Origin of the sequence: Haloferax mediterranei ATCC 33500 (assembly GCF_000306765.2) — an archaeon.
Taxonomy (GTDB): Archaea; Halobacteriota; Halobacteria; order Halobacteriales; family Haloferacaceae; genus Haloferax; species Haloferax mediterranei.
In genome coordinates, this window is sequence record NC_017941.2 from 952,532 (window position 1) to 976,962 (window position 24,431).

Sequence of the window (24,431 nt, forward strand, 5' to 3'; positions counted from 1 at the left end):
TTGGTCACACACCGACGTTACTCGTCCGCTTCCGTGTCGTCGGACGGCGCGATGTTGCCGATGATGGTGTCGATGTCGGCGTGCTCGTAGAGCAGGTCGCGCATGCGCTGGACGGTGCGCTCGTCGCGGGTGCGACCCGTGCTGACGACATCTTCGGCGCGGTCGGTCACGGAGAGCGTGTCACCGTTGACGAGGAGGACGGGGACGCCCTTCTGTTCGGCCTTGCCGATGACGGCGCTGACGGGTCGGTGGCCACCGGTGAGGATGATACACTTGACGCCGGGCGCTTCGAGCGCGGCACGCTGGATGTTCGCGCGGTCGCCGCCGGTGATGACCGCAGCGTCCTTCGTCCGGCGGAAGTATCGGAGTGCCGCGTCGCCGCCCATCGCACCCACGAGGAATCGCTCGACGAAGGCGTCGGTGGGGGCGTCGGTTGCGAGTTCCGCGCCGAGTTCGTTCGCGAGTTCTTCGACGGTGACGCCCGCGAGGTCCTTCTCGTTCGGGACGACGCCGAGAACTGGGACGTTGCGCGCTTCGAGGAACGGCGCAACTTCGGTTTCGAGTTCGTCGTACGCGGCATCGCTCACGCGGTTGAAGACGACGCCCGCGAGGCGGTCTGCGCCGATGTCTTCGACGGCCGCGACCACGTCGTCGAGGTCGCTCGAATGCTGGTAGTCGGCGACGAGGACGACCTCAGCGTCGAGGAGGTTTGCGACGTCGCCGTCGGTGAGGTCGACGATACCGCCGGTTCGGTAGTTCCCACCGCCTTCGACGAGCATCAGGTCCTTTCCGGCCGAGATGTCATCGAAGTGGTGAGTGATGACCTCGGAGAGTTCGTCCGTGTTCTCTTTGCCGCGGATGGCTCCCTGAATGAACGTCGGGGAGTAGACCACGGGTTCGAGCTGGTGCATCTCCGCGTCCACGTCGAGCAGTTCGCGTGCGAGCATCGGGTCCTCGTCGAGGGTCTTTCCGGTGCTGGACTGTAGGCGCGTGCCCTTCGGCTTCATGTAGCCGACATCCAGTCCGCGTTCCTTGGCGAGGAGGCCGAGTGCGAGCGTGATTGCGGTCTTCCCGGTGCTTTCTCCGGTCGAGGTGACGAGTACCGTGTTCATTATTGAGTGGTTGGTGTCTGAAGTGTTTAAAGTTCGTCCGGGTCGACGGTGAGTCGAACGTCGACAGCCTTGACGCCGTCGGGGAGTGCAACGAGCGGGTTGATGTCGAGTTCGAGGATGGCCGGGAAGTCGGTGACGAGTTGCGAGAGTCGCTGAATGGTTTCGGTGATGCCGTCGATGTCGACCGTCTCGTTACCACGAGCGCCGCGGAGCATCGGTGCGGCGTCGATTTCCTTCGTCATGTCCGCGGCTTCCGACTCGGAGACGGGTGCAACGCGGAACGTCGTGTCTTCGAGAATCTCGACGAAGATGCCGCCGAGACCGAACATCATGAGCGGACCGAACTGCGGGTCGCGGTTCATACCGACGATGGTCTCGACGCCGTTGTCGAGGTCGACCATCTCTTGGACTTGCACGCCGAGGATATTGGCGTCAGGCTGGTAGTTCTTCGCTCGGGTGATGAGGTCCTCGTAAGCGTCGTAGACGTCCTCGTTTTCGACGCCGACTTTGACGCCGCCGATGTCGGACTTGTGGAGGATGTCGGGACTGACGATTTTCATCACGACGTCGCCGTCGATGTCTTCGGCGACTTCCAGCGCTTCGGCCGGGTCGTCGATGATAGCTCCCTGCGGCGTCTCGATGCCGTACGCATCGAGCAGTTCCATCGCTTCGACGCCGAGGCGCGTCTCGTCGCGCTCTTTGACGCTTTCGAGAATCTCTCGGGCGCGCTCGCGGTCCACGTCGAACTCAGTGGGCGCGTCGTACTCGCGCTGACGGATGTCGGCGTACTGCGCGAGGGCTTCGAGACCGTCGACAGCGCGCGAGGGGTCGAAGTAGTTCGGGATTCCGGCGTCTTTCATCACGTCGGAGGCGGCGTCGACGCGCTCGCCACCCATGAAACAGGCCGCGATTGGCTTGTCGTGTTTCTCTTGGAGTTCGACGGTGTCCGCGGCGAGTTGGTTGTAGTCGAGAACTGCTGTCGGGGCTGTGAGGACGATGGCACTCCCGACGTTCTCGTCGGCGAGGGCCACGTCGAGAGCCTCCTTGAAGCGTGCGTTGTCCGCGTCGCCGACGATGTCGACGGGGTTGTAGATGTTCCCTTCTGCGGGAAGCGCTTCGGAGAACTTCTCCAGCGTCTCGTCGGTGAAGTCAGCCATTTCGAGGTCCGACTCGCCGATGGCGTCGGTAGACATGACGCCGGGGCCGCCAGCGTTCGTGATGACGGCTACGTCCTTGTTCTCGGGAAGCGGCTGGTCGCCGAGCACGCGGGCGGTGTCGAAGAGGTGCTGGACGGAGTCGGCGCGGATGACGCCTGCTTGTTCGAGACCGGCCTGGTACGCCGCGTCGGAGCCAGCGATAGTGCCAGTGTGCGAGGAGGCAGCCTGCGCACCGGCGTCGGTCTTGCCGGACTTCACGAGCACGATAGGCGTGTCCTTCGTGACGTCGCGGGCGGAGTCGATGAACTCGCGGCCCGCGCTGATGCCTTCGAGGTAGCCGATGATGACCTCGGTGTCGGGGTCGTCGTTCCACGCCTCGATGAAGTCGGCCTCGTCGAGGACGGCCTTGTTACCCAGCGAAACGATGTCCTTGAAGCCGATGTCCTCGTCGTTGGCCCAGTCGATGACGGCCGTGATGAACGCGCCAGACTGGCTCATGAACGACATATTGCCGTCGAGGGCCATGTCGGGGCCGAACGTCGCGTTCATGCCCACGTCGGTGTTCATGACGCCCAGACTGTTCGGGCCGACGACGTTCAGGTCGTACTCTTCGGCGATATCGCGGAGTTCTTGCTCGCGGGCGGCACCTTCGCTGCCCGTCTCGCCGAAGCCAGCGGTGATGACGACCACGTTCTTGATGCCTGCCTGGCCTGCGGACTTCATCGCCGGGAGGACGACCTTCGGGGGGACGACGATGATTGCGACGTCAGCGTTCGTCTCGCCGATGTCTCCGTAACACTGCAGGCCGAACAGTTCGTCGTACTTGGGGTTGACTGGGACGACCTCACCGTCGAAGTCCTCGATGAGGTTGTCCATAATCGCCCGGCCAATAGCCCCTTCACGCTCGGTCGCACCGACTACTGCAATTCGGTTCGGCGCGAACAATTCGGATAGCTCTCCCATTACCAGTTGATTCCGGGCATTGACTGATAAACTCGGTGGTGTGGGCCGTCTCACGGCCTTTGGTGGCATGCTACAGTCGCGCAATTAATTGCTATGAATCATGATTTATCCACCCAATTCTGAATTGAACATTTCAAGCAGATAGCTTCGAAATACCAGTGTAGATAGGACAAATACATATAGTAACGCCCTGAAAATAACGGCACATATTATTCTCGTCAGATACTGACTGTTTCCTTCATTACGAGCAGGCATATATTCGACTCCGAAACGAGGTGTGGCAACGATACAGAATCTATCGTACAGAAATCAGCGCTTCTAACCAACGCCCGCACGCTCCCTGCGATACTCCGTCAGCCAACCGCTGAGCAGGTATCTGAAACACCATCAAATACCGGCATATATCAGATTCAATAAGGAATATGTCTCGGGAGACTTTTTGGCGCGACGAAACTATGAGGGGCTTCTTGAGCCGGTTCTCTGATTTCGGCCAGCCTAAATTTATCTAAAATATGATAATACTTATCGGCACCGAGTCACTACATTCGATATGGAGCAATTCGCCGCCCTCGCGTTCGTTTTTGTCGCGGGGCTTATCACGGCCATCGCAACCGGTATCGGCGCGATTCCGTTCTTCTTCGTGTCGGACGTGAGCGACCGCTGGAACGTGGCGCTCTGGGGTATCGCCTCGGGCATCATGGTGTCCGCATCGCTGTTCGGTCTCATCTTCGAGGGTCTCGCCAACGGGACGCCGATACAACTCGGTATCGGCCTTCTCGCGGGCGTCGTACTCGTTCTCGCCGCACACCACATTATCGAGGGTGCGGAGGTCAACCCGAAAAACTACGAAGAGGCGGACTTCCGAAAGCTCGCGTTGATTCTCGGCATCCTCACCGTCCACAGTTTCCCAGAGGGCGTCGCCGTCGGCGTCTCCTTCGCCGACCTCGGTCTGGAAGGTGGGTTCCAACTTCTGGGCTTTGCAGTCCCGCTACTGGCGGTGTTCATGACCGTCGCCATCTCGATTCACAACATCCCCGAGGGGCTTGCTATCTCCATCCCGCTTCGGACGATGGACGTGCCCAACTGGAAACTCGTGTGGTGGGCGATTTTCTCCAGCCTGCCGCAACCCCTCGGCGCGGTCATCGCGTTCTACTTCGTGCGCATCGCACGCGAGTTCCTCCCGTTTGGCTTCGGGTTCGCGGCGGGGGCGATGGTGTTCCTCGTCCTCACGGAGTTCATCCCCGAAGCGCTGGAACTCGGCGAACGTCTCCCACGCGGCGGGAAGGTCGAACTGCTCGGTGGACTCGCTGCCGGGTTCGTCATCATGATTCCGCTGGCGTTCATCTAAGTACGGCACCCAGAAGAGCAGACGGTGCCGTCGCTTTCGACAGAAAAATACGAAGAATCGTTCGACCGGTGACGCGACTTAGTGCGAGTGGCCGAGCGCGTCGGAGAGCGGGACGCCGAAGCGCTCTTCGAACAGCTCTTCCATCTTCTCGTTGATTTCGGCGATGTCGGCGGGCGCGCCGCCTTCGCTGTGATGTGCGACGACGTGGGCCTGCTGTGCGAACGCCTGTACGACGACGTCGGCGACGACGTCCGTCGGTTCCTCGCCCTGCTCCGAGAAGATATCGACGAGACCCGCGGGGAGTGCAACGTCTTCTGTGTCACCGTTCGGTCCTTCGATGGTGTATGTCTCAGTTTCGACCATGCCCCCACGTGGGTTCGGCGCGGGTTAAGGCTTGAGTTTGCGGGCGTCGACAGTACCCTGCCGGAGGCCACTCGAAGACGGTCGCCGACGCTCCGTCAGTCGGTTTGCGGAATGGCCAGCGTGCCCGCCACGAAGAACACAACCGAAAGCCCCGCGAGGATTGCGAGATTCATCGCCCAGTCGCCGCCCGTGTAGGTAAGCGCCCTGACGCCGCGGGCGAAGAACGTCAGCGGCGAGAGGTTCAGCGCCGGCACGAACCACGTCGGCAGCAGGTCGGGCGTCACGAACGTCTCCGAGAGGAACAAAAGCGGGAGCGCGATGGCATTGCTCGCGGCGATGACACCGTCTTGCGAGTCGGCGACGCTGCCGATGATGGCACCGAGGCCGCAGAACAGCGTCACCCCGAGTGCGACGAAGGGGACGACTGCCAGCGTCGGTGCCGACAGCGGAATCGACGCGCCGGTCACGAGCACCGATAGCCCGAGGAGCAACAGCGCCGCGAGACCGATGACGACGACGTTCACGAGCGAGTGCGCCAACAGCCATTCCGCCCGGGAAAGCGGCGTCGTCGCCAACTTCTCGAAGCGGTTGCCCTCGCGATGCCGAGCGATGGTGCTACCGACCCGCGAGAGCGGGGTGAAGAGTACGACGACGGCGAGATAGCCGGCGATGTAGTACTCCTTGGGTTCGGCGAAGAGACCACCGCCGGTCGGCTGTGTCTGCACGAGCGCCCCGAAGATGACGACGATAATCGCGGGGAAGAAGAACGTGAAGAAGACCGCCGTCCGGCGACGGAGGAACGAGTGCCACGAGGCGACGAACTCCGAGCGGACGCGCGCGAGCGAACTCATTGTTCACCTCCGATGGCTGCGGCCGCCGCAGGACGTGCCGCCTCGAACTGCTCGCCCGTAAGTGAGAGGTACACTTCTTCGAGACCCGGTTGCTTCCACACGAGCGATTCGTAGACGACGCCAGCATCGTCGAAGGCGGCGACCGCATCACCGATTTCACGCGGCCCGACGCCGTAGACGGTGACGCCGTCTTCGGTCATCTCGGTTCGGAGTGCCGGTGAGAGCGTCACGGAATCGAGGTCCGTGCCGCCCGCGGTCCGCACGACGAGTCGGCTTTCGCCGCCGTACTCGGAGACGAGTTGGTCGGGTCGACCGACCGTGACGAGTTCTCCTTCGTTGAGTAGCCCCACGCGGTCGGCGAGTTGCTCGACTTCCTCCATCGAGTGACTCGTGAGAAACACCGTGGTTCCGCTGTTTGCGAGGTCTTCGACGAGCGCCCAGAGCGACCGGCGACCGGCGGGGTCGATGCCCGTCGTGGGTTCGTCGAGAAAGAGTACGTCGGGGTCGTTTACGAGCGTCAGTGCGATACAGGCCCGGCGCTGCTGGCCGCCCGAGAGGTTTTCGTACCACGTATCGGCGGCGTCGGCGAGACCAACTTCGTCGAGTACTGCGTCGGGATTTCGTGCATCGTCGTAGAGACCGGCGTAGTAGGCAACGAGTTCGCGGGCGGTCAGTCGCCCCGCGGGCGTGAAGTCCTGCGGGAGCAACCCGAGTCGCTGGCGGTCGACGGCAGTCGGGTCGCCTCCGAGGATGGAAGCCGACCCGGAATCGACCGTCGTCGTGCCCGTGAGGGCGCGAACCAGCGTCGTCTTCCCCGCGCCGTTCGGACCGATGAGGCCGAAAACCTCCCCTTCGGCGACTGACAGGGAGACGCCCGAAAGCGCCTCCACGTCGCCGTAGGATTTCCTGAGGTCGTCGGCGACGAGTACCTCGTCCATGTCCTATCCGACGGACCGGTCGGGTGGTAAGGGATTCGGAATCGACACCCGATTCGAGAGATACGGTGAAGGCTCGTTGCCACGGCCCCGCTCGCCGCCGGACTCGGAGTAAACCTTACTCTTGTAGCAATGGTATCAAATTGCATGCTTGGGTCCCGACGCGACTTCCTCGCCGCAACCGGCGTCACGCTCCTTGGTGGACTCGCCGGGTGTGCTGGCGCACCCATCGATGGCAGCGACGGAGGCGGTGGCTCCGGCGGTAACGACACGACGACAACAGTCCCGCCGGACGGAACAACCACAACCGACTCGCAGGACCGACCCGACGACTCGGATTCGCTGTCGGGTCTCGAAGTCGGCTACGAGACGCTCGCCGGTGGCTTCACCTCGCCCGTCGATGTCGCCATTCCCGAGGCGTTCGACGGGACGAAGCGGTTCGTCGTCGACCAACCCGGCCGTATCTGGTTGCACGACGAATCCGGACTCCGGAGTAACCCCTATCTCGACATCACGGACCGCGTCGTCGACGTGGGTGGCTACGACGAACGCGGCCTTCTCGGGCTTGCGTTTCATCCCGAATTCGGGGACAACGGGCGGCTCTATCTCCGATACAGCGCACCGTCTCGGTCCGGAACGCCCTCGAACTACAGCCACACTTTCGTCCTGAGTGAACTGACGGTCGACCCCGAAGCGACGACCGTCTCGGCCGACTCCGAGCGAACCCTGCTCGAAATTCCCGAACCGCAGTCGAACCACAACGCCGGCGCTATCGTGTTCGGTCCCGACGGCTACCTCTACGTCGCTGTCGGCGACGGCGGCGGCGCAAACGACGAGGGCCGCGGCCACGTGAACGACTGGTACGGAGCAGTCACCGGCGGAAACGGACAGGACGTGACGACGAATCTCCTCGGGAGTATCCTCCGCATCGACGTGGACTCCGAAGGCGGCGTTTCAGGGAACGACGACCGACCATACGGCATCCCCGAAGACAACCCGCTCGTCGGGCGCGACGGACTGGACGAACAGTACGCGTGGGGGCTTCGGAACCCGTGGCGACTGTCGTTCGACGGCGAGGACTGCTACGTCGCCGACGTGGGACAGAACGCGTGGGAGGAAGTGAACCTCCTCCAGAAGGGCGGGAACTACGGTTGGAACGTCCGAGAGGGAGCACACTGCTTCCGGGCGGACGATTGTCCGACAGAGACGCCCGGTGGGGACCCGCTTTTCGACCCTGTTCTCGAATATCCACACGGCGGGAACGGTCCCTCGGGCATCGCCGTCATCGGCGGCTACGTCTACCGCGGCGACGAGATTCCGGCACTCTCGGACGTGTACGTCTTCGCCGACTGGCAGGCACAGGGGCGTCTATTCGCCGCCCGCCCGCAGAAGTCGCGTCCGTGGAACATCACCGAAATCCCCATCGCAGAGCGCGACGACGGGGGCAAGTACGTGCTCGCGTTCGGCCGCGACCCGGCGGGGGAACTCTACGTCTGTACCAGCGGCAACAGGCGAGTTAGCGGCGCTTCGGGTACGCTTAACCGACTGACGAGTGCTTGATACCAGCACTCTCGGCAGATTTAGGCGTCACCGTTGACGTTGACTCGGCGACCCGTCGTCGCTGATTCGTAGGCCGCTTCGGTCAGCGCCGTGACCTGTAGTGCATCCTCGGGCGGGGTGAGGAGGTCGCCCTCGTCGCGAGCAGCATCGACGAAGTTACGGAGTTTCTTCCGCGCCAACGCCTCGAACTCGGGAACCGGTGGATTTGCGCGGTAGGTCATATCGCCCTCGGCCACTTCGATGGTTTTGCCGTCGAACGTGACCATCCCTTCAGTACCGATAACTCGGAACCATTCTCCGGGGTCCGGGACGCTCGACCCGTCGCCCGAGACAGCCACACTGGCCGTGAGTCGCTCACCATCTCTGTCGAGGACGACCGCGAGCGCGGAGTTCACGTCCACGTCGTAGCCGCGGTGGTCGACTGCGGCCGCGACCGTGACGGGCTTCGAACGCGTCACCCAGAGCATCGCATCGAGAAGGTGCGACCCCGAATCGTACAGTTGGCCGCCGCCCGAACGCGCGGGGTCGCCGCGCCACTCGTCTTTCGTCCACTCTATCCACTCCTGTTCGAGGTGACAGACGACCATGTGCGGGTCGCCGATGCGGCCGGAGTCGATGATGCGACGCAGTTCGTGGAATCGCGGGTCTAAGTGTCGTTGGTACCCGACCGCGAGGATGAGACCTTCCTCTTCGGCGCGGTCGATGAGTGCGCGTGCGCCGCCGAGGTCGGTTACCATCGGCTTTTCGACGTGAACGTGCAGTCCCGTTTCCAGTGCCGCGAGTGCTTGGTTAAAATGCTCCGCGTGCGGCGACGCGATGGCCACGGCGTCGAGGAACTCGCCGTCGAGCAACGCCTCGACGGATTCGTATGTCGTGGCGTCGAACCCGTCTTCGAAGCGCTCGCGGGCGTCGTCGTCCGGGTCGACACCGGCAACGACGCTCACACCGTCTAACTCGTCGAGGAGGCGGCATTCGATGGTCCCGAGCGTGCCGAGTCCAATACCTGCGACTCTGAACATGGGTTATATGTCGTGGGGAAACCGGAAAAGCGTGCGGACGAGTCACAAATGTTAAATTTGGGTCATGTATGGGACCACTATGGACGGCGCTATCCTCCAGCGGTTTGCTATCACGCTCGCCGTGTTCGGTGCTGTGTTGTTCTTTGCGGACTCCGTGATTGGAATTCTGTTCGTCGCTTTCGCGGTCGTGCTCGCAGTAATCCCGGTTTTTGAGGAAATTCGCGACCACTTCGAACCACACCTCCCCGAACGACGCAACACCGAAGACCAGAACTGAACACCTCGCCGCAACTCGGACGCTTTAGTCAGCAGCCACCGTCGTATCAAGTATGAGCCTCGATTACCGACGACTCGGGTCGACCGGCACCCGGGTTTCCGAACTCTGTTTCGGCACGTGGCGATTCGGCCGGCGAACAGGCGGCATCTTAGAAACCGACGAGGAGGAGGCCCACGAACTTCTCGACACGTTCGAGGAACTCGGCGGCAACTTCATCGACACCGCCAACGTCTACGGCGACCCGAACGGCACTTCCGAGAAGTATATCGGCAACTGGCTGGCCGACCGCGACCGTGAGAACTACGTCATCGCCTCGAAGGTGTACTTCCCCTTCGACGAGGACAACCCGAACGGCCGCGGTCTTTCGCGGACGCACATCCGCAACCAAATCGAAGGGACACTCGACCGCCTCGGGACGGACTATCTCGACCTCTACTACATCCACCGCTGGGACGAGGAAACGCCAATCGAAGAGACGCTGCAGACGCTGAACGCACTCGTCGAAGAGGGGACGGTGAACTACCTCGGTGCGTCGACGATGGCGGCGTGGCAACTCACGAAGGCGCTCTGGAAGTCTGATGTGGAAGACTGCACCCGCTTCGACGTGACCCAACCGCTGTTCCACGCGGGCTACTACGAGGACGTAAAAGACTATCTCGACGTGTGCGGCGACCAAGACTTGGCCGTCTGTCCCTACTCGCCGCTTGCGGGTGGCTTCCTCACCGGGAAATACGAGCGCGCCGACCCGGACGACCCCTCAAAGTACGTCGCGCCCGACGGCGCTCGCGGCTCGTTCGACGAACGATTCGAGCGGTTCTACGTCTCCGAGCGCGGGTGGCACGTCCTCGACGAAATTCGCGCCGTCTCCAACGAGGTCAACGCCAGTCCCGCACAGGTCGCACTCCGCTGGTTGATGGACTACCCGGATGCGACCGTCGTCCCCATCGTCGGCGCGCGGACACCCGACCAACTCCGCGAGAACGTCGGTGCCGCGGACGTCGACCTCACGTCCGACCAGTGGGAGCGAATTATGAACGCCCGCTACGACGAGGAAGGCAAGCGCTGGGGGCACTGAGCGGCCGTACAACCCCTTACTTCCCGCCTCACGCGATACCGAGGTCTCTGAGGAAGTCGCCGATGACGTGGGCGTAGAGGACGACTGCGACGAATGCGGCGAGCGACCCCGTTCCTGAAAGCGCGAGTCCACCGACCGCGATGCCGCCGATGAGGTGGTGACTCAGGAGTCGCTTGCGGTTAAAATCGGGGCCGAAGTCGGCGAAGACCTTCTCCTGTTCGAGGATACCGACTCGAGGGTTCGTCACGGCGAGTCTGAGATTGTGCCAGTCGCCGCGTTCGACGCGCGCGATGACGAAGTGGTCGAGGTCGATGAAGACGCTTATCAGCACCGCGACGGCGACAAGGAGCGCCACGCTACCCGGTGGATGCAGGGCGACCGCTGCGGCCGCGCCGACGACTCCACCGACGACGGCGTGTTCGAGCGATTTCACAGTTCACGTGAGGCCACAGTTGGGTGACTTCACGGAGAGACGTGCGACCGGACCCGCCGGAGCACGAGGTCCGGGTCGTACTCGTCTTCGGACTTATCCCAGACGCGTTCGCCATCGACGGTAACTCTGAGGACACCGTTTTCTCCAGTTACGAGGGCGACGCGGTCCAGTCGCTGGCCGAACTGCTGGAGTAGGTTGTGTTGCATCTCTTCGGCGCGGTCGAGAAGTCCGCACGGGACACAGTACTCGATTTCTACCTCGGTCATATCTCGTTCTACACGGTGGACAGGGAAAAACGAGACGGCGGAACATACAGACCGTGGGTGGTGGAAGGTGGTGTCCCCGAAGCCGACTACCGACCGAATCCGGGTCGCCACCGGAGCAAGACGACGGTCACGAGGAACACGAGCGTCGAGAGGTCGTACGAGAGCGTCGTCACGGTCGCCGCGATGGCGGTCCCGCTCCCGAAAACGCTCGTGACGAGTGAGGCGAGGAGTGGCCACGAACACGAGACACACGAGAACAGACCGACGATTCCCGAGACGGCAGCACCCGCTGCCTCGACGACCGTGTCGTAGACGAGGAACGCGAGCGCGGCGTAGCCGACGACGCGCGCCGGCATGAGGATGAGGTTGAACAGGTCGCCGCCGTAGATGAGTGCCGGTCCCCATCCCGGCGGGAGGAACGAGACGCGAACGCCGTTGCTGCCGCCGGGAACCGGACCGGTGACGAGACCACCGGCGACGGCCAAGAGCACGAAGTAGCCGATGGCGATGGCGGCCGCCTTGCGCTTGGTCGCTGTCGATGCGGGTGCGACATCGATGTCGAACAGCACCCAGAGACCGACGGCAACCCACAGGACGCCGTACAGTGCGTATCGCGGTGCGCCGACGGTCGCCTCGGTGGCAAGCAGGTAGACGAACGTCAGAATCAGCGTCGTGTTCACGGCGAACGCGGCTTTGAGCAGACTCGCTCGCGTCGGGCGCGGAAGTGCGGATGCAGTGGCCATGATGTGTTCGAACTGTTGTTTGTAGACGGTGGTCTCAGAGCGCGAGAGTGTCGACAACGATGGCGAGGAGTAACATTCCGAGGTACGCGTTGGAGGCGTGGAACGCTCGGAACGCCGCCGTGTCGTTTCGTTCGTAGTGCAGGCGCACGACGAAGTAGAGGAACGCGCCGCCGAAGACGATGCTCGTCACGAGATAGACGACGCCGAGTGCGTCCATCACGGCGAGTCCGGCGGCGGCGATGAGCGTCGCGCCGAGCCACCAGAGGATGTGCTTTCGCGTCTCAGTTTCACCGCGGACGACCGGCATCATCGGGAAGCCGCCGCGGGCGTAGTCGTCCTTGTAGGCCAGCGCGAGGTTGTAGAAGTGCGCGGGCGTCCACAGGAAGATGACGACAGCGAGGACGATTCCACCCATACCGACTTCACCGGTGACGGCAACCCAGCCGATGAGTGCCGGAAGCGCACCTGCCGCGCCGCCGATAACCGTGTTCTGTACCGTGTTCGGCTTCAGGATGAGCGTGTAGACCACGCTGTAGAACGCGATTGCGACGAGACCGAGAACGGCTGCCAGCCAGTTCACGGACGCGAAGAGCGCAACCGAGGTGGCGGCGAGGGCGACCCCGAACGCGATGGCGTTGCGGACGGGGACGAGGTCGACCGCGAGCGGTCGGTCACTGGTGCGTTGCATCCGGCGGTCCACGTCGCGTTCGAGGACGTGGTTGAACGTGCCGGAGGCACCGATAGAGAGAACGCCGCCGCCGAGCGTGGCCACGATAACCTGTGGCGTCAGTCCCGGAGAGACGGTTCCCGCGAGCGTCATCGCCGCCGAGGCGACGAGACAAAGGAGCCACATCAGGCGGGGTTTCATCAACCGGAAGTACGCCCCTGCGGTCGCTTTTGCCCGTTCGACGGGGTCGGTCGGAATCGGCGGTCGTTCACCGTCGTCGGCCGGTTGCTCGTCCATCTCGGGGACCCCGACAGGCTCGTCGTCGGGGTCGCCGGTCACTTCTTCGAGCGTCCACGCGAGAGCGACGACGAGTCCACCGAAGATTGCCATCCCAATGAGGAGGTGGACCGTCGAGAGTGTCGCTCCGGTGCTGGTGGTTGCGACGACCGCACCCATTCCCGCTTGTACCGGATAGAGTGCAGCCGATGCGGTCACCGTTGCTCTGACCCGCCTAGACGTATTGCTTCGCCACGCGGAAACGAGCGTTGCGAGCGTGAGTAATCCGACGAGCACTGCCGCAGTACGGTGGCCGAATGCGACCCACCCGTCCATCGTCGTGGGGAGTGAGAACCCGTCACCGCACGCGGGCCACGCGGCACACGCGGCAGTCGCGTCAGTAAGCGCCGTCGTCGCGCCGACGATGAGCAGGAGATAAACGCCCATCGCCGTCGCGGCAAGCAGGCCATGAAATGTGTTCGAATCGCGCGTCGTGGCCACGAAATTCACCTACGCCCGAATTCGGTCGTCCCGTATTTAGGAGCCCCGCTTTTGGCCCCTCCACACCCGCGAGACTACCCATAGTATGCAGGGGTTGCCTACAAAAACGGCGGGCCAAGAGTCGGTACGCATTTATGCGGTTGTTCCTAATTCTCGCTCAGCATGAGAAAGACGCGTTTCGCGCTCGCGTCCCTGCTCTCGGCGGTCGTGATGGCACTCGTTGCCACCCCCGCCGCTGCGCAGGCGTCTGCCTCGTCGGAGCTTATCAATCAGCTGAACGGGAAGCTGCTGTACGTTGCAATCCCGATTACCGTGTTGGTGGAGGTCATCCTCCTCTACACGGTCATCAAGTTCCGTAAGAGCGAGCGCGCACTGCCGACCAAGGAGAACCGCCGACTCGAAATTACGTGGACCATCGCAACCGCGATTATCCTCCTGTTCGTCGGCGTCGCCTCCTACGGCGTGCTGGCTAACGAGAACATCACCCACCAGGGCAACGACATTGCCATGGACGAGGAGCCGGTCGTCGTCCACGCAGAAGCCTTCCAGTGGGGCTGGAACATGTACTACCCCGAAGAGGGCAACTTTACTACGGGTGACAAAATTGTCATTCCGGCCAACAGACCGGTCTACTTCAAGGTGACTTCAACGGACGTGATACATGGATTCCACGTCCCTGAACTCGGCCTCAAGCAGGACGCGATGCCCACGTCGACGAACACCATCAAGACCGTCGCGTACGAGGAAGGGACCTACCAGGGTTACTGTACCGAGTACTGCGGTGTCGCACACTCCCAGATGTACTTCACCGTCGAAGTGAAGTCGCCGGGTGACTACCAGACGTGGCTGCAAGAGCAGAAGTCGTCGAACAGCGGTTCTTCGGAGTCGACTTCGAACAACTCCACGACGACCAACGAAACCACGAGTAACGCTACTGCGGCCAACGCGACCGCGACCAACTCCACGCAGTAACACACTCGTTCCTCTCTTCGGACCTCATCTTCGGGAGTGGCAACGCCCGTCGCGTTTTGACACTCCAGTAAAATCGACTCGTTGACCGCAGCGTCAGCAGCGTCGTTCGACGATACGGTCGATGATACGCCCCGACGAGAGCAGTTCATCGTCGTACTCGGGTTCCCGCGGCGTCGCACGGGTGACTTCGCAGTCGATTTCGCGGGCTTCGAGAGCGGCCCTGATACCCTCTTCGTCGTGGTGCTGGTCGTATCCGAGGACGATAACGTCGGGGGCAATCCGTTCGATGGGGACGAAGATGTCGTCGGGGTGGCCGAGGTGTGCTTCGTCGACCACGTCGAGTGCGGCGACCATGTCGCACCGCTGGCGGTCGTCGAGTATCGGTTTCGGCTTGTGTGTCACGTTCTCGCCGCGCGCGATGATAACGTGGAGTTCGTCTCCCATCGCCGCCGCGTCCGACAGGTAATGGACGTGCCCGGGGTGGAGAATATCGAAGGTCCCCTGCGCGATGACTCGTCTCATTTGTCTCCCCTCATTGGTCTAACTCCGAGTCGATGTCTTCCTGTGTGAAGTCGAAGAACGATTCGGGGTCCGGAAGGTCGACATCGAGAACCGGGAGGTCTCGTACCTCGCCGGACTGGTCAAACGCTTTCCAGTCGTCCGGGCCGTACGGTGCGCCGATGATGATGTGGACGGTCCCACTCCCGAAGGTGTCGAGGTCCGCGTCACTCGGGCGGAGAACACCGTTCGGGTGTGAGTGAATCGACCCGACGGCGCGGAAATCGTTCGGGATGAGGTCGTTTCTAACGGTTGCGCTGTAGGGGTCCGAGACGGTTCCCGGAATGATGAGCACGTCCGTCACGACGAGTCCGTCCCGGTCCACACCGAGTCGTCGGGCATCTTCACCGCGGAGCAGCCCCATGTACTCGTTCGGATGCGTCTCCGCAGAGGATTCGAGCGCGAAGTCGAGGGCGTCGTCGGCGATTCCGATGACCTCCGGCGACCGGAAGAGTCGCATACCGAGTCGTCCGCGGGCGCTCCATCTAAGGGTTCCGAAACGGTGAGTCCGCACCGAGGAATTGAACCGTTATACTGAGGTTCGCAGTCGATTCACATTCGGTGTGATGCTCTCTTCCGACCTCGTCGACCGCGTGACGAGTGCGCTCGATGCCGACGTACCGCCCGCGTCGACGACGGAACTCGATGGTGGCCACGTCGGGCACGTCTATCGGCTCGACTTCGACAGTCGGGACCCGGTTGTCGTCAAAGTCGGTGACACGCCGCTCGATGTCGAAGGTGCGATGCTCGATGCGCTCGACAGAACCGGTCTCCCCGTTCCGACCGTCTACCACGCTGAGTCTGACCTCCTCGTCCTCGACTACGTTGAGGGCGATTCCGAACTCACAGACCGCGCCGAGCGCAACCTCGCGACCCACCTTGCGGCACTTCACGAGACCACGGCACCGGCGTTCGGGTTCCAGTTTGACACGCTCTCTGGACCGTACCGCCAACCGAATCCGTGGACGGACTCGTGGGTGGAGTTCTTCCGCGACCAACGACTGCTGCCGTGGTGTGAAGCGGCGCAGTCAGACGGGCTTCCAGCGTCGACCGTCGAGCGAATCGAAGCCGTCGCCGACGACCTAGATAGTCTCATCACGGAACCGTCAGCCCCACGACTCGTTCACGGCGACGTGTGGGAGAAGAATCTGCGGGTGAGAGACGGGCGCGTCGTCGCCTTCCTCGACCCGGCGTGTTACTACGGGCATCCGGAAGTCGAACTCGCCTACATCGACTGGTTCGACGGGGCCGGAGACGCGTTCTTCGACGCCTACGACGAACAGCGGGGGATCGAATCGGGCTTCTTCGAGAGACGGTCACCTGTCTACGCCCTTTTCCCACTTCTCGAACACGTTCGCGTGTTCGGGTCAGAGTACGTACCGGCCGTCCAAGACGCGCTGGACGAGGTTGGCTACTGAGGGTCAGATACGGTCGGATATTGAGGCTCTCAGAACCGTGCGCATCGCTCGCGTCCACGAGATGCTTTTGTAAAGCTTAACACCACCCCATGACCTAGCCAGACTATGAGCGACGAGCACGCCGGGGATTCCGGCGACGACTCGGGTCCGAATTCGGACGCGCGACCTACCGTTTACGATCTTGCACCGAACTGCACCGTTGATGACGTTGAAACTGGCGCATACTACCACGCCGTGGTGAACGGCGTCGTCGAGTACGGCATCTTCGTGGATATCTCTGATTCCGTCTCTGGTCTCATTCACGAGTCCAACCTCTCGACCGACTACGAGGTCGGCGACCGCTTGGTCGTCCGTCTCGACTCCATCCGCGAGAACGGCGACATCGCGTTCGCCGAAGAGACGCCCGACGACTACCGTACGCTGACCATCGACCACGAACCGACCATCACGCCTATCTCTCGTCTTACGGTCGGTGAGTCGGTCACTGTCGAAGGTGTCGTCTCTCAAATCAAACAGACCGGCGGGCCGACCGTCTTCCGCATCGCCGACGACTCGGGCATCATTGCCGCCGCCGCCTTCGAAGAGGCTGGCGTTCGCGCCTTCCCCCACGTCGACCTCGACGATGTCGTCCGCATGGCCGGCACCGTCGAAGACCACGAAGGCACGCGCCAACTCGAAGTCGACGGTCTCACCGTCCTCGAAGCCGACGCGGCCGACGAGACCCGCGAGCGCATCAATGCCGCGCTGGACGAGCGTGCCGAACCCGAACCGGTCGAACCGCTCGTGGAGTGGCCCGCATTCGAGAAGCTTCGTGACGACCTCGAAGATGTCGCACGCCTCCTGCGTCGGACAGTCCTCGAAGGCCGTCCCATCCGCGTCCGCCACCACGCAGACGGTGACGGCATGTGTGCGTCCGTGCCGGTTCAACTGGCACTCGAACGACTCATCACCGAGGTCCACGACGACCCCGACGCGTCGCGACACCTGTTCAAGCGCCTGCCGAGTAAGGCACCGTTCTACGAGATGGAGGACGTGACCCGCGACCTGAACTTCGCGCTGGAGGGTCGCGCTCGCCACGGCCAGCGGCTTCCCTTCCTCCTGATGCTCGACAACGGGTCGACCGAAGAGGACGTGCCCGCCTACGAGAACCTCGCGCACTACGACGTGCCTATCGCGGTCGTCGACCACCACCATCCCGACCCCGAGGCGGTCGACCCGCTTCTCGACGCACACGTCAACCCGTACCTCCACGACGAGGACTACCGCATCACGACGGGTATGATGTGTGTCGAACTCGCACGGATGATTCATCCCGACGTGAGCGACGAACTCCATCACGTCCCCGCCGTCGCCGGGCTTTCGGACCGCTCGAAGGCCGAGGTCATGGACGACTACATCGAACTCGCCGCAGCCGAGGGCTACGACCGCGACGAACTCCTCGACGTGGGTGAAGCGCTCGACTACGCCGCTCACTGGCTCCGCTACAACGACGGCGCGACCATCGTCAACGACGTGCTCAACGTCGGCTGTGACGACGAATCACGCCACCGCGAACTCGTGGAGTTCCTTTCGTCTCGCGCCGAGCGCGACGTGGACCGACAGCTCGAATCCGCAGAGCCGCACCTCGAACACGAGCGCCTCGAAAGCGGGGCGAACCTCTACCGCATCGACCTCGACAAGTGGGCGCACCGCTTTACCTACCCCGCGCCGGGGAAGACGACGGGTAAGCTTCACGACCGCAAGGTCACAGAGACGGGCGAGCCGGTCATCACCATCGGCTACGGTCCCGACTTCGCCGTCCTCCGCTCCGACGGCGTCCGCCTCGACATCCCGCGGATGGTCGCCGAACTGAACGAGGAAGTCGTCGGCGGCGGCGTCTCCGGCGGTGGCCACCTCGTCGTCGGTTCCATCAAGTTTGTCAGCGGCATGCGCTCGGAGGTCATCGACAGCCTCGTCGAGAAGATGTCCGAAGCTGACATCGACGAAGAACTCTCGACGACGGCGTAAGCCGACGGTCGACACCGTAAACGACCGACTTCATTTTTCGAAATCGAGTCTCCTGAGCGCCGCTACTCCGACGAGTACGGCGACCGCTGCGCCGCCGACGAGACCCGGTCTCGACCGCCATCCCCGTTCACTCGCCCGCCAGTCAGCGACGAACACGTTTCGGTAGTACGCGGCCGCGGCAGGGTCGTCAAGTGCGAGTGCGACCTCGCGGTTCTCACGAGCGGAGTGTCGGTTCCAGTTGAGACTGCCGACGATGACGGTGTCGTCGGCGACGACACCTTTCGCGTGAATCGCGCCGTAGCGGCTGGCGGGACGAGCAAGTCGAACTGAGAGTGGATTCCCTGTTCTGTCGGCCCAGTCGTTCAACCGCGCTGCGAGCTTACGGTTTTCGTCGTCGACGTACCACGCACTCCCGAGGAGCAAGCGGACGCGAACACCACGTTTTGCCGCTCGCTTGAGCGCGACGACGAACGGGCCGTCAGCTTCGACGGTGGGTTGTATCACGTCGATTCGGTCCTCGGCGGTATCGAGTTGCTGGACGACCGCCCCCTCCGCGTTGTCGGGCGCGAGAAGAACCGAGACGTTTCGGACGCGAACCCGTTGTGTGGCGACGCGCGAGGGATACGACCCGTTCGCGGATTCGGTGACGACGAACTGCCGTCCGAGGCGGAAGGTCTCCCACGGGCGCGTGTCGGGTAGCCCCGAGTCATCGCTGAACGTCGCCGCGAGGTCAGACGCGACGCTCGGAGATTCCACGACGGTCCCCCAGCCGCGACTTTTCTCCCCACCCGTCCCGGCAGCCTTCCAGTTCTCGGTTGTGACGAGCGCGGTGTCGTCTGCGATGGCGTACTTCGCGTGATGAAACGAGTGCGGGTCGCCGACGACGCGAACGGAAACACCCGCGGTTGCGAGTCTATCGAGCACGCGCGCCGACCGGCGAGGGAAGCCGCCGACCGGACCGTCCTCGACGAGCACCTCGACGCGGACGCCGCGCTCGTGTGCGGCGATGAGTTCGTCCGCGACCCGGGGTGAAGAGACGACATATCCCGCGAGGAGGAGTCGTTCGTTTGCGGCGCGGAGCGTCTTCAGCGGGACTGACGGTGAGTCTGGGAGGACGAAGAGTGTCGCGTTCACGGAGCTATGGGTTCTGACGCTCCGTCGGGGAAGCGTTCGAGGCCACCACGACCACGCGCCGTCGTGTCGTTCGAGCAGTGCGCCCTCGTGGCTTCGTTCGTACGTGAGTCGGTCGACGACGCGGCCATCGACGCGGAGTGTAACCGTCTCACCGCCGTTTGCGAGGTCGAGTCCGGGCGAGACGACTGTCTGGTTCGTCAGATTCGACGCGGCGGCTGGATTCGAGGCGACGGCGACGCGGCCGCCGGGAGCGACGAACGAGATGCGCTCTTCACCGTCGTCGAGAGAGACCGTCGTCCCCTCGGGGGCACGAACAGTGACGAACTCGCCTTCGTCGCCCGGTGTTGCCGGGTCTGGAAGCGCAGATACGAACTGGGCGTCCGTCGACCCCGCGGCCGCCATCGGCGTTGCTCCGACAGCGATGAATACGAGAACGACGAGGACGAACCGGTGGGACACACCGTGTGGTGGTCCCGTGTTGCTACAAAAACGTTCGCGGCTACGGTCGGCCGCGTGGGACGAATTCCGAAAAGAAGGGTCGTCTTAGACGGTCGCTTCCGGCTCGGATTTGCCCTCGCCGAGGAAGTCGGCGGCGAGTTCGGCCTCGCGCTGGACGAGGTACGAGCGGTCGTCGACGTATCCGGCGGCCGCTTCGAGTGCACTTTCCGTGCCGACCTGTCGGAGTGCCCACGCGGCGCTGGCGCGTACGGAATCAACGTCATCGTCTTCGAGTACGTCCGCGAGCGGTTCGACGGCGCGCGTGTCGCCGAGAAGACCGAGCGCGCGGGCGGCGGCCGACCGGACGTTTTCGTTCTCGGTGACGAGCTTGTTAGCGATGGGCTGGGTTGCTTCCTCGGAGCCGATTTCGCCGAGCGCTTTGAAGACGACCTTCTGGAGCGCCGGGTCGTTGTCGCTATCGACGTAGTCGACGAGCATCTCGACGCCCTCTTCGGCCGCCATCTTGCCGATGGCTTTGATGACGCCCTTGTCGCGGCGCTTGGCCTGCCCCTCGATGGTCTCGTAGGCGCGGTCGTCGTTCATGCGCGTGAAGGCCTCGATGCAGTACTCCTGCATGAAGTCGGACTGGAAGCTATCGAAGGCGAGAGCAATCATCTCGACGTTGCCGCGCTTTTCGTGTTCCTTGAGCGCGGAGAGTTCCGGCGGGTAGTCCTTGTAGTGGCCGAGAACGTCGTAGAAGCCCTGTACCTGAAGTTTCTCGCGGGTTTCGAGGTCGTCCCATTCCTCTGCGTCGTCGAGGTCGTCGGCCAGACTGTCGGCGACGTCGATGAGGTCCGCGATGGTCTCCGCGTCGTCGTCGGCGTCGAGACCGGCCGATTCGATGGTCGAAACGGCGTCGTCGATGGCGGCGGTGAGGTCGTCCTCGGCTTCGCCGTCGACGGAGACGGACGAGTCGAGCACGCCGTTGAAGTCATCGGTGAACGACTCGACGGCGGCGACGATTTCACCGTCGCCCTGCTCGGTCCATCGGGTGTCGGTGATGGTCGACTTCGCGTCTTCGAGCGTCTCGATGGCCTCTTCGGCGTACGGACCGCGCTGTGATTCGAGGTCATCGCGGAGGTCGGACAGACGCGAGGAGAGTTCTTCTTCGATGCTCTCTTCGTCTTCATCGTCCGGTTCGGGAAGCTCCGCGGACTCGATATCCGCGTCTATCTCGTCGAGCGTCGCCTCGACATCGTCGAGGTCGGCTTCGGTTTCAGCCGCTTCGAGAGCCGCTTCGGCCTCGTTCAGGCGCTCGTCGAAGCTCTCGGGCGAGAGTTCTGTCGTATCGTCGTCCCCGTCACTCATATGCCGGAAGTCCGTCCGTCTGTAAAAAGAGCGTTTCCCTTCGCTTCGCGCATCCGCGTGAGACCGCCCACGTCCACCGTTGCCCCTATGTCACGCCTCCCGTTGCCTCTATGCCGAGGTATTTTTCGTTGTGCCTCCGTTTCTCGGGTTGTGATAGGTCCCACCGTCGCCGTTCCGCAACTTTCGGTCTCCGACCTCGACGCGGAACAGAACGAAAAGACGATACGGGAACGCGCAGCCAACCTCCCGGACAACGTCGATATCGCGTTGTTCCCCGAGTACGCGCTTACTGGCTTCGTTGCCGATAACCGCGCCTTCAGCGGTGCCGTCTCACGTGGCCACGCGACCGACTTCCTCGCGAGCGTCGCCGCCGACAACGAGTTCGATGTACTCGCGGGCTACCTCGAACAGGACGGTGAGTCGTTGTACAACGCCGCGGCCTACGTTCGGCCCGACGGGTCGACGTCCGTCTACCGAAAGCGCCACCTCTGGGGTGACGAGTCCGCAGTCGTCACGCCCGGCGACGACTTCGTCATCGTGGACACGGAAGCGGGCAAGACGGGACTGCTTACCTGCTACGACCTGAACTTCGTCGCCGATAGCGCCGCCTTGACCGACGAGCGCGTCGACGCGCTGTTCGTCGTCGGGGCGTGGCCAGCCGCGCACTCTCAGAACTGGCGACTGCTCTGTCGCGCCCGCGCGCTGGACGGGGTCCGATGGCTCGTCGGTGCAAACCGAACCGGAACCGGCACGCTTCCCGGGTCGGACCAGACCGAGTACGCCGGTCGTTCACTCGTCGTCAGACCCGATGGGGCCGTTGCGGCGGCGCTGAACCGTGACGAACGAGACCTCGTGTGGACGCTCGACCGCGGCATGCTCGAAGAACAGCGGCAGTTCGTCGGGTCGGTCGAATAGCTGAGCGTGACGCCTCGACACGCCCACGACACGGGCGCGTCGGGGGAAACCGGACCACATCACCGGAAGCGAGGGGGGTTTTGCCGGCGATAGCCAACCACGCTCGATGACGGATACGCTCTTTAGTCCGCTTTCATTCCGGGAGACGGAGGTCCCGAACCGCGTCATGGTTTCGCCGATGTGTCAGTACTCTTCGACTGACGGCTTTGCCAACGACTGGCACCTCGTCCATCTCGGCAGCCGCGCCGTCGGCGGTGCGGGCATCGTGATGACCGAGGCGACGGCCGTCTCGCCGGAAGGGCGTATCTCGCCGCACGACCTCGGAATCTGGAGCGACGAGCACGTAGAGTCGCTCGAACGTATCTCTTCGTTCGTCGAGTCGATGGGGAGCGTTCCGGCGATTCAACTCGCTCATGCGGGCCGGAAGGCGAGCAAGTCGCGCCCGTGGGACGGGAGCGACCCCATCTGCCCCGAAGACGGTGGCTGGACGACCGTCGCGCCGAGTGACGTGCCGTGGCCCTACGAGGGCGAACCGCCGGAACTCCACGAACTGACGACCCAAGAGATCGCCGGCATCGTCGACGATTTCCGCGCGGCCGCAGTGCGCGCCCTGGACGCAGGCTTCGAAATCGCGGAAGTTCACGCCGCACACGGCTACCTCCTTCACGAGTTCCTCTCACCGGTGACGAACCGCCGCGAGGACGCGTACGGCGGGTCGTTCGAGAACCGAACGCGACTCGTCCGTGAAGTGACCGAGACAGTCCGCGGAGTCTGGCCGGACGACAAACCCGTGTTCGTCCGCATCTCGGCGACGGATTGGCTCGACGACCGCGACTCGTGGGACCTCGAACAGTCCGTGCGCCTCGCAGACGACCTCGACGACCTCGGCGTCGACCTCGTGGACGTGAGTGCCGGTGGCACCCATCCCGACCAACAGATTCCGAACACCGGCCCCGGCTATCAGGTGCCGTACGCCGAGGTCATCAGCGACGAGACCGACGTTCGAGTCGGCGCAGTCGGCGGGATTCGGACGGCCCGTCACGCCGACGAAGTTGTCAGCAACGGTCGGGCCGACCTCGCCATCGTCGGTCGCGAACACCTCCGCGACCCCTACTTTGCGCTCCACGCCGCGGAAGACCTCAACGCCGACACGGAGTGGCCGCCGCAGTACCGTCGGGCGGTCCCGCGTCGGTAGTCACCTCATAACCTTCCTTTCGTCTCTCGCTCTCGAAGGCTTATCCCCGCGGCGACCCAACCGTGGGCCATGAGCGACCGACGACGGGACGACGACATCCTCGACCTGCTCGATGACCTCGGGGACACGCTCGACGAACTCGGTTCCGAACTCCGGGACGAGCGAGCGCGCGAGCGACGCGGCCGCAGTCGCGAGGGGCGTGACCGCTTCCAACCGCCGCGCCCGCCGACGTTCGGCGAGGTCATGCGATTCACCGAATCGTACACCATCCCAACCGTTATCGCCGTCCTCGAAGCGACGATTGCCTCGCTCGAACTACTTCGCCGCCTCATGCGCCTCTCTGACCCGAGCCGCGCGATGGAGGACGCCCGAAGCGAGACGGAAGCCCGAATGCGTGATGTCCCACGAAGCGCTGTTTCAGGCGTCGAGCGCGCCCTCGACGAACTTCGAAACGCCCTCTCGGAAACCGATATGCCGTCGAATCCCGAGGCACGCGACGTGATGGACCGCGCCCGCTCGTTGACCGACGAACTCGACGCGCGAATCTCCGAGGCGACAGAAGAACGCACGTCCCGCGAACGCCGCTGGCGCGAGGACGAACGCCGATTCGAATCGGAGTGGCAACAGCGCGACGACCGAACGCGAACCCGCTCGCGCGGGTCGGAAACGGGAGAGTCGGGACCCGCGGAGACAGGACCGGTCCGAATCGACGTAACCGAAGAAGGAACCGACGCAAGCAGCGACGATGCCGCGGCGGACGACGGGCCGACGGTAGATGTCGACGCCGAGTTGGAGTCGATTAAGCGCGACGTGAAAGGAGACGGTGACGACGGTGACGACGGCCACGGCGGCGACGACGCGGAACCGAGCGACCGCTGAG

24 protein-coding genes are annotated in these 24,431 nt (G+C 63.4%); 10 read left to right on the plus strand and 14 right to left on the minus strand.

The genetic code is table 11. The features are described from left to right. Positions 1-17: 17 nt before the first annotated feature. Positions 18-1,112 (minus strand): phosphotransacetylase family protein, encoded by a 1,095-nt coding sequence (locus HFX_RS04855; protein ID WP_004572674.1) that lies wholly within the window; start codon positions 1,110-1,112, stop codon positions 18-20. 26 nt (positions 1,113-1,138) lie between these two features. Then, positions 1,139-3,232, minus strand: a complete 2,094-nt coding sequence (locus HFX_RS04860) for an acetate--CoA ligase family protein (RefSeq protein WP_004572673.1) — start codon at positions 3,230-3,232, stop codon at positions 1,139-1,141. 550 nt (positions 3,233-3,782) lie between these two features. Here HFX_RS04860 and HFX_RS04865 point away from each other — a divergent pair. Beyond that, positions 3,783-4,580, plus strand: a complete 798-nt coding sequence (locus HFX_RS04865) for a ZIP family metal transporter (protein WP_004572672.1) — start codon at positions 3,783-3,785, stop codon at positions 4,578-4,580. A 78-nt stretch (positions 4,581-4,658) separates the two neighbouring features. On the opposite strand, the gene HFX_RS04870 is transcribed toward HFX_RS04865, so the two are convergent. The 3 genes from HFX_RS04870 to HFX_RS04880 all read right to left on the minus strand — a co-directional run bounded on the left by HFX_RS04870 (position 4,659) and on the right by HFX_RS04880 (position 6,732). After that, positions 4,659-4,943, minus strand: a complete 285-nt coding sequence (locus tag HFX_RS04870; protein ID WP_004572671.1) for a DUF7545 family protein — start codon at positions 4,941-4,943, stop codon at positions 4,659-4,661. Between the two features lie 95 nt (positions 4,944-5,038). Next, positions 5,039-5,794: an ABC transporter permease gene (locus HFX_RS04875; protein WP_004572670.1), complete on the minus strand. Its 756-nt coding sequence runs from the start codon at positions 5,792-5,794 to the stop codon at positions 5,039-5,041. After that, on the minus strand, positions 5,791-6,732 hold the full coding sequence (locus HFX_RS04880) for an ABC transporter ATP-binding protein (RefSeq protein WP_004572669.1): 942 nt from the start codon (positions 6,730-6,732) through the stop codon (positions 5,791-5,793). The genes HFX_RS04875 and HFX_RS04880 overlap by 4 nt, the downstream gene beginning before the upstream one ends. Positions 6,733-6,876: 144 nt before the next feature. Between HFX_RS04880 and HFX_RS04885 the strand changes: the two genes are divergently transcribed. Next, positions 6,877-8,289 (plus strand): PQQ-dependent sugar dehydrogenase, encoded by a 1,413-nt coding sequence (locus tag HFX_RS04885; protein ID WP_004572668.1) that lies wholly within the window; start codon positions 6,877-6,879, stop codon positions 8,287-8,289. 20 nt (positions 8,290-8,309) lie between these two features. Here HFX_RS04885 and HFX_RS04890 read toward each other — a convergent pair whose 3' ends face one another. Then, on the minus strand, positions 8,310-9,308 hold the full coding sequence (locus HFX_RS04890) for a Gfo/Idh/MocA family protein (protein ID WP_004572667.1): 999 nt from the start codon (positions 9,306-9,308) through the stop codon (positions 8,310-8,312). A 79-nt stretch (positions 9,309-9,387) separates the two neighbouring features. Between HFX_RS04890 and HFX_RS04895 the strand changes: the two genes are divergently transcribed. Continuing rightward, the gene (locus tag HFX_RS04895; RefSeq protein WP_014732221.1) at positions 9,388-9,585 is read left to right on the plus strand and encodes a hypothetical protein; all 198 of its coding nucleotides are present in this window, start codon (positions 9,388-9,390) and stop codon (positions 9,583-9,585) included. A 52-nt stretch (positions 9,586-9,637) separates the two neighbouring features. Next, positions 9,638-10,660 (plus strand): aldo/keto reductase, encoded by a 1,023-nt coding sequence (locus HFX_RS04900; RefSeq protein ID WP_004572665.1) that lies wholly within the window; start codon positions 9,638-9,640, stop codon positions 10,658-10,660. A 28-nt stretch (positions 10,661-10,688) separates the two neighbouring features. Here HFX_RS04900 and HFX_RS04905 read toward each other — a convergent pair whose 3' ends face one another. The 4 genes from HFX_RS04905 to HFX_RS04920 form a co-directional block, all read right to left on the minus strand. Continuing rightward, positions 10,689-11,093: a metal-dependent hydrolase gene (locus tag HFX_RS04905; RefSeq protein ID WP_004572664.1), complete on the minus strand. Its 405-nt coding sequence runs from the start codon at positions 11,091-11,093 to the stop codon at positions 10,689-10,691. A gap of 29 nt (positions 11,094-11,122) precedes the next feature. Further along, complete coding sequence (locus HFX_RS04910) at positions 11,123-11,359, minus strand: SelT/SelW/SelH family protein (protein ID WP_004572663.1); 237 nt, start codon at positions 11,357-11,359, stop codon at positions 11,123-11,125. Between the two features lie 86 nt (positions 11,360-11,445). Beyond that, positions 11,446-12,102, minus strand: coding sequence for a DUF7546 family protein (locus HFX_RS04915; protein WP_049917424.1), 657 nt, complete (start codon positions 12,100-12,102; stop codon positions 11,446-11,448). 34 nt (positions 12,103-12,136) lie between these two features. Continuing rightward, positions 12,137-13,546 (minus strand): heme o synthase, encoded by a 1,410-nt coding sequence (locus HFX_RS04920; RefSeq protein WP_014732222.1) that lies wholly within the window; start codon positions 13,544-13,546, stop codon positions 12,137-12,139. A gap of 162 nt (positions 13,547-13,708) precedes the next feature. On the opposite strand from HFX_RS04920, the gene coxB reads away from it, so the two are divergent. Next, on the plus strand, positions 13,709-14,518 hold the full coding sequence (coxB, locus tag HFX_RS04925) for a cytochrome c oxidase subunit II (protein ID WP_004572659.1): 810 nt from the start codon (positions 13,709-13,711) through the stop codon (positions 14,516-14,518). Positions 14,519-14,611: 93 nt separating this feature from the next. Here coxB and HFX_RS04930 read toward each other — a convergent pair whose 3' ends face one another. After that, positions 14,612-15,040: an adenylyltransferase/cytidyltransferase family protein gene (locus tag HFX_RS04930; protein ID WP_004572658.1), complete on the minus strand. Its 429-nt coding sequence runs from the start codon at positions 15,038-15,040 to the stop codon at positions 14,612-14,614. A gap of 10 nt (positions 15,041-15,050) precedes the next feature. Then, positions 15,051-15,536, minus strand: a complete 486-nt coding sequence (locus HFX_RS04935; RefSeq protein WP_004572657.1) for a Mov34/MPN/PAD-1 family protein — start codon at positions 15,534-15,536, stop codon at positions 15,051-15,053. Between the two features lie 103 nt (positions 15,537-15,639). Between HFX_RS04935 and HFX_RS04940 the strand changes: the two genes are divergently transcribed. Further along, positions 15,640-16,494 carry a fructosamine kinase family protein gene (locus HFX_RS04940; protein WP_014732224.1) on the plus strand — a complete coding sequence of 285 codons (855 nt, stop codon included), beginning with the start codon at positions 15,640-15,642 and terminating at the stop codon, positions 16,492-16,494. Between the two features lie 105 nt (positions 16,495-16,599). Further along, entirely contained in the window at positions 16,600-18,501 is a 1,902-nt protein-coding gene (locus HFX_RS04945) for a DHH family phosphoesterase (RefSeq protein ID WP_004572655.1), read from the plus strand. A 30-nt stretch (positions 18,502-18,531) separates the two neighbouring features. On the opposite strand, the gene HFX_RS04950 is transcribed toward HFX_RS04945, so the two are convergent. Then, positions 18,532-20,094 carry a phospholipase D-like domain-containing protein gene (locus HFX_RS04950; RefSeq protein ID WP_004572654.1) on the minus strand — a complete coding sequence of 521 codons (1,563 nt, stop codon included), beginning with the start codon at positions 20,092-20,094 and terminating at the stop codon, positions 18,532-18,534. A gap of 84 nt (positions 20,095-20,178) precedes the next feature. Continuing rightward, complete coding sequence (locus HFX_RS04955) at positions 20,179-21,441, minus strand: HEAT repeat domain-containing protein (RefSeq protein WP_004572653.1); 1,263 nt, start codon at positions 21,439-21,441, stop codon at positions 20,179-20,181. A 150-nt stretch (positions 21,442-21,591) separates the two neighbouring features. Here HFX_RS04955 and HFX_RS04960 point away from each other — a divergent pair, with 150 nt between their 5' ends. The 3 genes from HFX_RS04960 to HFX_RS04970 all read left to right on the plus strand — a co-directional run bounded on the left by HFX_RS04960 (position 21,592) and on the right by HFX_RS04970 (position 24,430). Continuing rightward, positions 21,592-22,356 (plus strand): carbon-nitrogen hydrolase family protein, encoded by a 765-nt coding sequence (locus HFX_RS04960; protein WP_004572652.1) that lies wholly within the window; start codon positions 21,592-21,594, stop codon positions 22,354-22,356. A 106-nt stretch (positions 22,357-22,462) separates the two neighbouring features. Beyond that, complete coding sequence (locus HFX_RS04965) at positions 22,463-23,551, plus strand: NADH:flavin oxidoreductase/NADH oxidase (RefSeq protein ID WP_004572651.1); 1,089 nt, start codon at positions 22,463-22,465, stop codon at positions 23,549-23,551. Positions 23,552-23,620: 69 nt separating this feature from the next. Further along, positions 23,621-24,430, plus strand: a complete 810-nt coding sequence (locus tag HFX_RS04970) for a DUF7547 family protein (RefSeq protein WP_004572650.1) — start codon at positions 23,621-23,623, stop codon at positions 24,428-24,430. Position 24,431 lies beyond the last annotated feature (1 nt).